The 6,255-nt window shown below is 63.3% G+C and carries 5 protein-coding genes; 2 read left to right on the top strand and 3 right to left on the bottom strand.

Going from position 1 to position 6,255, the window contains the following annotated elements:
* Positions 1-216: 216 nt before the first annotated feature.
* Genes DW136_RS08945 through DW136_RS08935 form a run of 3 tightly spaced genes read right to left on the bottom strand, consistent with a single transcriptional unit; the run spans position 217 to position 3,544 of the window.
* Positions 217-1,422 (bottom strand): ABC transporter permease, encoded by a 1,206-nt coding sequence (locus tag DW136_RS08945; RefSeq protein ID WP_118289453.1) that lies wholly within the window; start codon positions 1,420-1,422, stop codon positions 217-219.
* A complete protein-coding gene (locus DW136_RS08940; RefSeq protein ID WP_117790724.1) occupies positions 1,409-2,596 on the bottom strand; it encodes an ABC transporter permease in 1,188 nt (395 codons plus the stop codon). The genes DW136_RS08945 and DW136_RS08940 overlap by 14 nt, the downstream gene beginning before the upstream one ends.
* A 9-nt stretch (positions 2,597-2,605) precedes the next feature.
* The gene (locus DW136_RS08935) at positions 2,606-3,544 is read right to left on the bottom strand and encodes an ABC transporter ATP-binding protein (protein WP_118289452.1); all 939 of its coding nucleotides are present in this window, start codon (positions 3,542-3,544) and stop codon (positions 2,606-2,608) included.
* A 199-nt stretch (positions 3,545-3,743) separates the two neighbouring features.
* On the opposite strand from DW136_RS08935, the gene DW136_RS08930 reads away from it, so the two are divergent.
* The gene (locus tag DW136_RS08930) at positions 3,744-4,889 is read left to right on the top strand and encodes a sensor histidine kinase (protein ID WP_158571452.1); all 1,146 of its coding nucleotides are present in this window, start codon (positions 3,744-3,746) and stop codon (positions 4,887-4,889) included.
* Entirely contained in the window at positions 4,886-5,515 is a 630-nt protein-coding gene (locus tag DW136_RS08925; protein WP_117637167.1) for a response regulator transcription factor, read from the top strand. Before DW136_RS08930 ends, DW136_RS08925 begins: the two co-directional genes overlap by 4 nt.
* Positions 5,516-6,255 lie beyond the last annotated feature (740 nt).

Below are 6,255 nucleotides of genomic sequence, written 5' to 3'. Positions count from 1 at the left end.
GAACCTTAATTTCAAAGTCCAAGAAATGGGATGCAGTTCAATTTAAGTCTGTCCCCAATGAATGCCGGGACTGTCCCCAAGTGCCGGCAGGAAAGGAACGTCCCCAAGTGCCGACATATTGGGACAGTCCTTGCCGGCACGACCGGCGGGCCGGCGAATCGACAAAGACTGTCTCCGATGACTAGCCGTTTAAGAACGTCCCCGATGACCAGGTAGCTAGGCGTGGGATTTGGCGCGGGTGAGGGCCAGGCCTACGGCGGCGATGGCGGCGGCGAAGAGCACCGTGACGCCCAGGTCGCAGGCGATGTCGCCCAACACGGTGGCCGTTAGATCCGAGGCAAGCGCCTTGCCGATCGCGTCGTTCACCCAAAACGTCGGCACAAAGTGCGCCACCGTCTGCACGGCCGAGCCCATGAGCGACAGCGGCATCCAGGCGCCGCCCAAAAACGTCATGAGCATGCCGAGTAAGTTGCCCACGCCGTTGATCAGCTCCTCGCGCGCGCCCAAGCTCGACAGGGTAAAGCCAACGGCCAGCGGCGTGCACGCCAGGGCAAGCGTCGCCGCCAGCGCCAGGCACACGCGACCCACACCGACCTCGGCGACCGCGCCGGCAAAGCCCACGACACCCACCATGCTCGACACGAACCAGATGCAGACGGTAAGCACCGCGGCAGCCGCGAACACAGCGAGCGAACGCTGGCGCTCGGGGATTGGGCCGGCCTCCATGCGGCGCACGCGCTCGGGCTCGTTCATACCCGAAAACACCAGTCCCACCGAAACGATGACCGATGAGATGATCGCGTACGCGCCAAAGTTGAAGTACGACTCGAGCGTGGCTGCGGCAGTCGAGTCAACCTTGACCTGCTCGATCTGGACCTCCGCGCGCTTTGCGGCGGCGTGCTCGGCGGTCTTGGCGACACTGGCCCCGGAGGCAGCAGGCTCAAGCACCGCCGCAGCGCCCGCGAGCGAGATCCACCGCGAAACCTCGGCAGACGAAAGCGCCGCCGCCATGGTGCCGGAACCGTAGGTCACATCGAGCTTGGGCAAGTCCTCCCCCGCACGGGCGGCCGCAACAAGATCGTCCTCAAACCCCTCCGGGATAAAGAACACGCAGTCGGCGCTGCCCTTGGCGCTGTTGCTCTTGGAGAGCGCGTCCGCAAGGTCGTACGTGTCGTCGCCGACGCCCGTGACCAGGTCAAAGCGCGAACCCAGGTGCCTGGTAAGCGCACGCGAAAGATCGCTGCCGTCGCGGTCGACCACAATCACGTTGGCGTCGTAGGGCTTGTACTCGGTCAGCTGCGACGAGTTCCAGCTGACCGAGGCCGCAATGAACACGCCCATGAGTGAAATGAACACCGTGTAGATGAGCAGGTAGAACGGGTGCGCGAGCGCCATGCGAAGCGCGGTCTTAAAGGTGCTCATAGCGGCTCCTTCCAAAGATCAGCGTAGCGGCGGCGACAAACACCAGGGCCATGAGGACAAGCGCACCGGCGCGAACGACAAAGGGACCCAGATCCTCAAAGAAATACAGGCGGTTGAACATATCGCAGATGAGCTTGACGGGGTTGAGCCAGCACTCGGCCGGACAGGCGCGGGCAACATCGTCGGCAAGCGCCATCGCCGGCTCGCCGTAGAGTCCGGCGAACAGGGCGCACGTGGTGGCAAAGCCCGTGAGGATGCCCGATTTGGACGCCTTGCCGCCCTTAACGGGAAGCGTCCCCACAAAAAGCCCCAGGCCCGTGGCAGCAAGCGCAGATGCGGTGCCGCCCGCCAGGCACAGCCCCTCGCGCCCGCCAAAGTCGATGCCGACCACCAGGCGCACGTAGCCGATCGCGATCGCCATCGAGGCAAATGAGACCAGCCACGAGCCGACAAAAATGCCGGCCAGCGACGCCGTCTTGGAGACGCCGCCCACGCAGCGGCGCGCGCCGAGGCCGGACAGATTGGGCTGCAGATCGACGACGGCCAGGGCCGCAAACTCGGAAGACATCATCGCGACCAGGCCAAAGAGCGCGTAATAGTAGATGGTCGTACCGTCGGGCGTGGTGCGCGTAAGGCTCACGCGGCGAGTGCCGCCCTTAAGCGACAGGGCGCGCGCAACCGCCTCCGGGTCGGCGAGCGCCGCCGGGTTGTCCTGGGCAATCTGGCGCATGAGCTCGGCATTTTGCGTATACGAGCTCGCCACCGTCTCCAGGATGCTGCGGTCGGTGAGCACCGTACTGGCGCGCGAGCTATCGTAGCTCGAAAGCAACGTAAGCTTGGGCGCGCCCGCGTCGTCGACCGTGTAGACGCCCGCAACCTCGCCGGACTTGAGCGCATGGTTCGCCTCGGCCGCGTCGTCGCACTCGTGGATCTTAAGCAGCTGGTCGTCGCCCTCCTTGGCAAGCGACGTCGCCACGTCCTTAAAGGTCGAAGCGTCCCAGGCCTCGTCGGCGACAACGGCTACCGGCACCGGATCGACCTTGCCGTCGGAGCTGAGGTTCGCAAACATAAACATGAACATCGTGGAAAGCGCAATGGGAAAGAGCGCGCCCCAGACCCATGTGCTCGGCCGGCGCAGCAGCGTCTTGACCGTGATAATGATGGTGTTGATCATGGCTGCCCCCTAGTCGCGTAGCTCGCGGCCGGTGATCTCGAGGAACACGTCGTTGAGGGTCGGCGGCTCGCTCCACACGCGACCGAGTGCCACGTCGGCGGCGCGCAGCGTGTCAAGGATGTCGACCAGATTATGTGGGCTCGCCTCGCAGGTGCAGATGAGCTCGCCGCCGGACAGCTCAACCGAAAGCACGTGCTCCAGAGCGCGCAGCCGCTCGACCGTGGCGGGCTCGACGGCGCCGACCTCGACGGTCACGCGCTCGCCCATCTGAATCATGCGCTTGAGCTCGTCGTTGGTGCCCTGCGCCAGCACGCGGCCGCCGTCCATGATCATGATGCGGCTGCAGATCTGCTCGACCTCCTCCATGTAATGGCTGGTATACACCACCGTGGCGCCCTCGTCGCGCAGGCGGCAGATGCCCTCCAGAATGGCGTTGCGGCTCTGCGGATCGACTGCCACTGTGGGCTCGTCAAAGAAGATGAGCTCGGGCTTGTGCGCGATGCCGCAGGCAATGTTGAGACGGCGTGCCAAGCCGCCCGAGAGCCTTCCGGGGCGAAACTTGGTAAAGTCGCCCAAGCCGACAAAGTCGATCGCCTCGTCCACCAGCGCGCGGCGGCGCTTGCGGTCGTTGACGTAGAGGCTGCAGAAATAGTCGATGTTTTCGCGCACGGTGAGCTCGTCAAACACCGCCACCTGCTGTGGCACCACGCCGACGCGACGCTTAAGGTCGTAGCGGGTGGGCGTCATGGGCTCGCCGAACAGCTCGATGGTGCCCTTGTCGTAAGCGAGCAGCTGCAGGATGCAGTTGATGGACGTGGTCTTGCCCGAGCCGTTGGGGCCCAGCAGGCCAAAGATCTCGCCAGGGGCAATACTCAGGTTAAAGTGGTCGAGCGCGATAAGATCGTCGTAGCGCTTGACGAGGTTTTCGACGTGGACGATATCTGTCATGAGGCGGCCCTTCTGTTGGTCGTGGCCCGGTACGATTGCATCATCGCAGGAGAGGACGGCGCGCACCAGTGAGCTTTGTCACGAGTGCGAGGGTCTTGGTCGTGCGGCCTGCCGACGCCCCCGCTTTGCCACGCGGGAGGAATGTCACGGTTGCGCAGGCGGCCCCTCCACCATGCGCGGCTTCGCGTACAATACCCGTATGAACAGGCTTTTCGACAAATTGATCGTGCTGGCGTGCTGTATTGCGGCCGCCATGGGTCTTGCTGTGAACGCTCACCTGGTCGCGGCGTTTTGCCTTGGCGTTATTGCCACCTCGCTAGCCGAGGTCGCACGGGGGAACCGCGCCCGCCGTGCGAGCGAGGCCGCGAGCTACGTTTACGTCATCGCGGCTGTCTTCGTGCCGCCGTTTGTGCCGTTTGCGCCTCTCGCCCTCTATGACATCGCGCGGCGCGTGCGCCGTGAGCACGCCTGGATCGCGCTGGGCATTGGCGTCGTCTTTGTCTTTGCGCTCGTCGCGGACCTTCGCACCGACGCGCTCACCGCCCGAACGCTCCTGCTGACCGCCATCCTTTCGGTTGCCGCCACCTTGCTATCGCTACGTACCGCCCAGTTAGAGCGCGAGCAGCAGCGCATGCGCCGTACCCGAGACGAGCTGCAGGAACGAGCCCTCGCGCTCGAGGCGCGCAACCGCGACCTTGCCGACCGCCAGGACTACGAAGTCGAGCTCGCGACGCTCGCCGAACGCGCCCGCATCGCGCGCGAGATCCACGATAATGTCGGGCACCAGCTCACGCGTGCCTCGCTGCAGACCGAGGCCCTGCGCGTCGTGCACGCCGACGAGCCCGGCGTCGCCGCCGATTTCGCCGACGTCAAATACACCGTTGACGAGGCGCTCCAGCTCGTGCGCGCCAGCGTCCACGCGCTCAACGACAACGCCGTCGACCTTTCCGTGCAGCTCGAACGCATCGTTGAAGGCGCGCGCTCGGACGGCGGTCCGCGGATTGAGCTTGAAGTTATGACCGAACATGCGCCCGCAAACGTCGCGAACTGCTTTGCGGCGGTCCTGCGCGAGGCGCTCTCCAACACCATGCGCCACGCCCATGCCAAAACCATTACCGTGCGGTGCATGGAGCATCCGTCGTTTTACCAGCTCATCGTTACCGATGATGGCGCAGACGCGACCCCGGCGAGCAGCAGCAACGTCGCAGAAGGCATGGGGCTCGTCTCCATGCGCGAGCGCGTCGAGGCGCTTGGCGGCACTTTCACCGCCGGCCCGCGTGCCGGCGCCGGCGGCTGGCGTGTGTTTGCCACCGTCCCCAAACAGCAAGGAGATGACGCCCGATGAGGCTCATAGTTGTCGACGACGACCGCTTGGTAGTCGATTCGCTCAAGATTATCCTGGGCGCCCAGCCGCAGATCGAAGTGGTGGGCACCGGAGCCGACGGCAACGACGCGGTGGCACTCTACGCCGAGCACGCGCCCGATATCGCGCTGCTCGACATTCAGATGCCGGGGCGCGACGGGCTTTCGGCGGCGCGCGAAATCCTTGAGCACGACCCCGCGGCACGCGTGGTGTTTCTGACGACATTCTCGGATGACGAGTACATTGTATCGGCGCTCAAGCTGGGCGCCCGCGGTTACCTGATCAAGACCGATGTCGCCGCCATTCCGCCAGCGTTGGCGCAGGTCATGGATGGCAAACGCGTGCTCGAGGGCAAGGCGATCGAAGATGTTGACTTTGACGGGATGGGCGACAAGACGGGCACGCCCCGCCGGCCCGCAGCCTTTGCCAGCCTGACCGACCGCGAGTTCGAAGTCGCCGAGCTCATCGCCCGCGGCCTCGATAACAAGGAGATCGCTGCCACCGCCTATATGGGCGAAGGCACCGTGCGCAACCACATTAGCTCGATCCTAGCCAAAATGGGCCTGCGCAACCGCACGCAGATCGCCATCGCCTACCTGCGAGGGTAATTACCCAACAACCGACCACCCCGGCAAAGTAAAATGGCTGCCACCGATTTAATGCCATTTCAAAACTATGCCGGTTTACTACGATGAATCGACCACCTTCGACCACGGCAAATTGCGCGCTTCCAAAACCGCAGGTAGAACGCTTGCAATATTTAGAAAAATGCAGTCATGGTCGGGAATGCCGAATTCATCGTAGTAAACCGACATAGTTTTATTCGCGACGGCCCTGCACGAGTGCCTCCGCAAACCTCACGAGACCAAAATGATCCGTTTTCTTCCGCCCACGGAGATCGGCTGACGGCGCCCACCACGAAATCGGCCCATCTACTACGTTTGACCCGATACCCCTGACCATAGCCGCGTTTCATGAAAAACCGCAGGCGTTCTACCTGCGGTTTCCATTTCGCATTGCTTGCCGTGGTCGAGGGCTGCCGCCTAAACATAGTAGATGGGCCCATTTCGTGGCAGACGGATCACGCGGCAGCCTTCGCAAGGCAAAAATGATCCGCTTTCCTCCGTCCATGGGAGATCAAGAGCTGTCACGGATATGGTGCCATTTCAAAACTATGCCGGATTACGGAGCTAAAGTCGGGGCCCTCATCCATACCTTCATTTTTTGAAAAACGGCAGGCTATCTACCTGCGGTTTTGTTTTTGCGATTTTCTATATGGTCGGAGGTTCGCCATCCAGCCCCGTAATCCGGCATGGTTTTGTTAGCGGCGGCCCAGCCGCGCGTTCAA

Source organism: Collinsella sp. AM12-1 (assembly GCF_003472325.1).
GTDB lineage: Bacteria > Actinomycetota > Coriobacteriia > Coriobacteriales > Coriobacteriaceae > Collinsella.
Note: the sequence above shows the minus strand (reverse complement) of the source record. Positions and strands in the feature narration are given on the sequence as shown.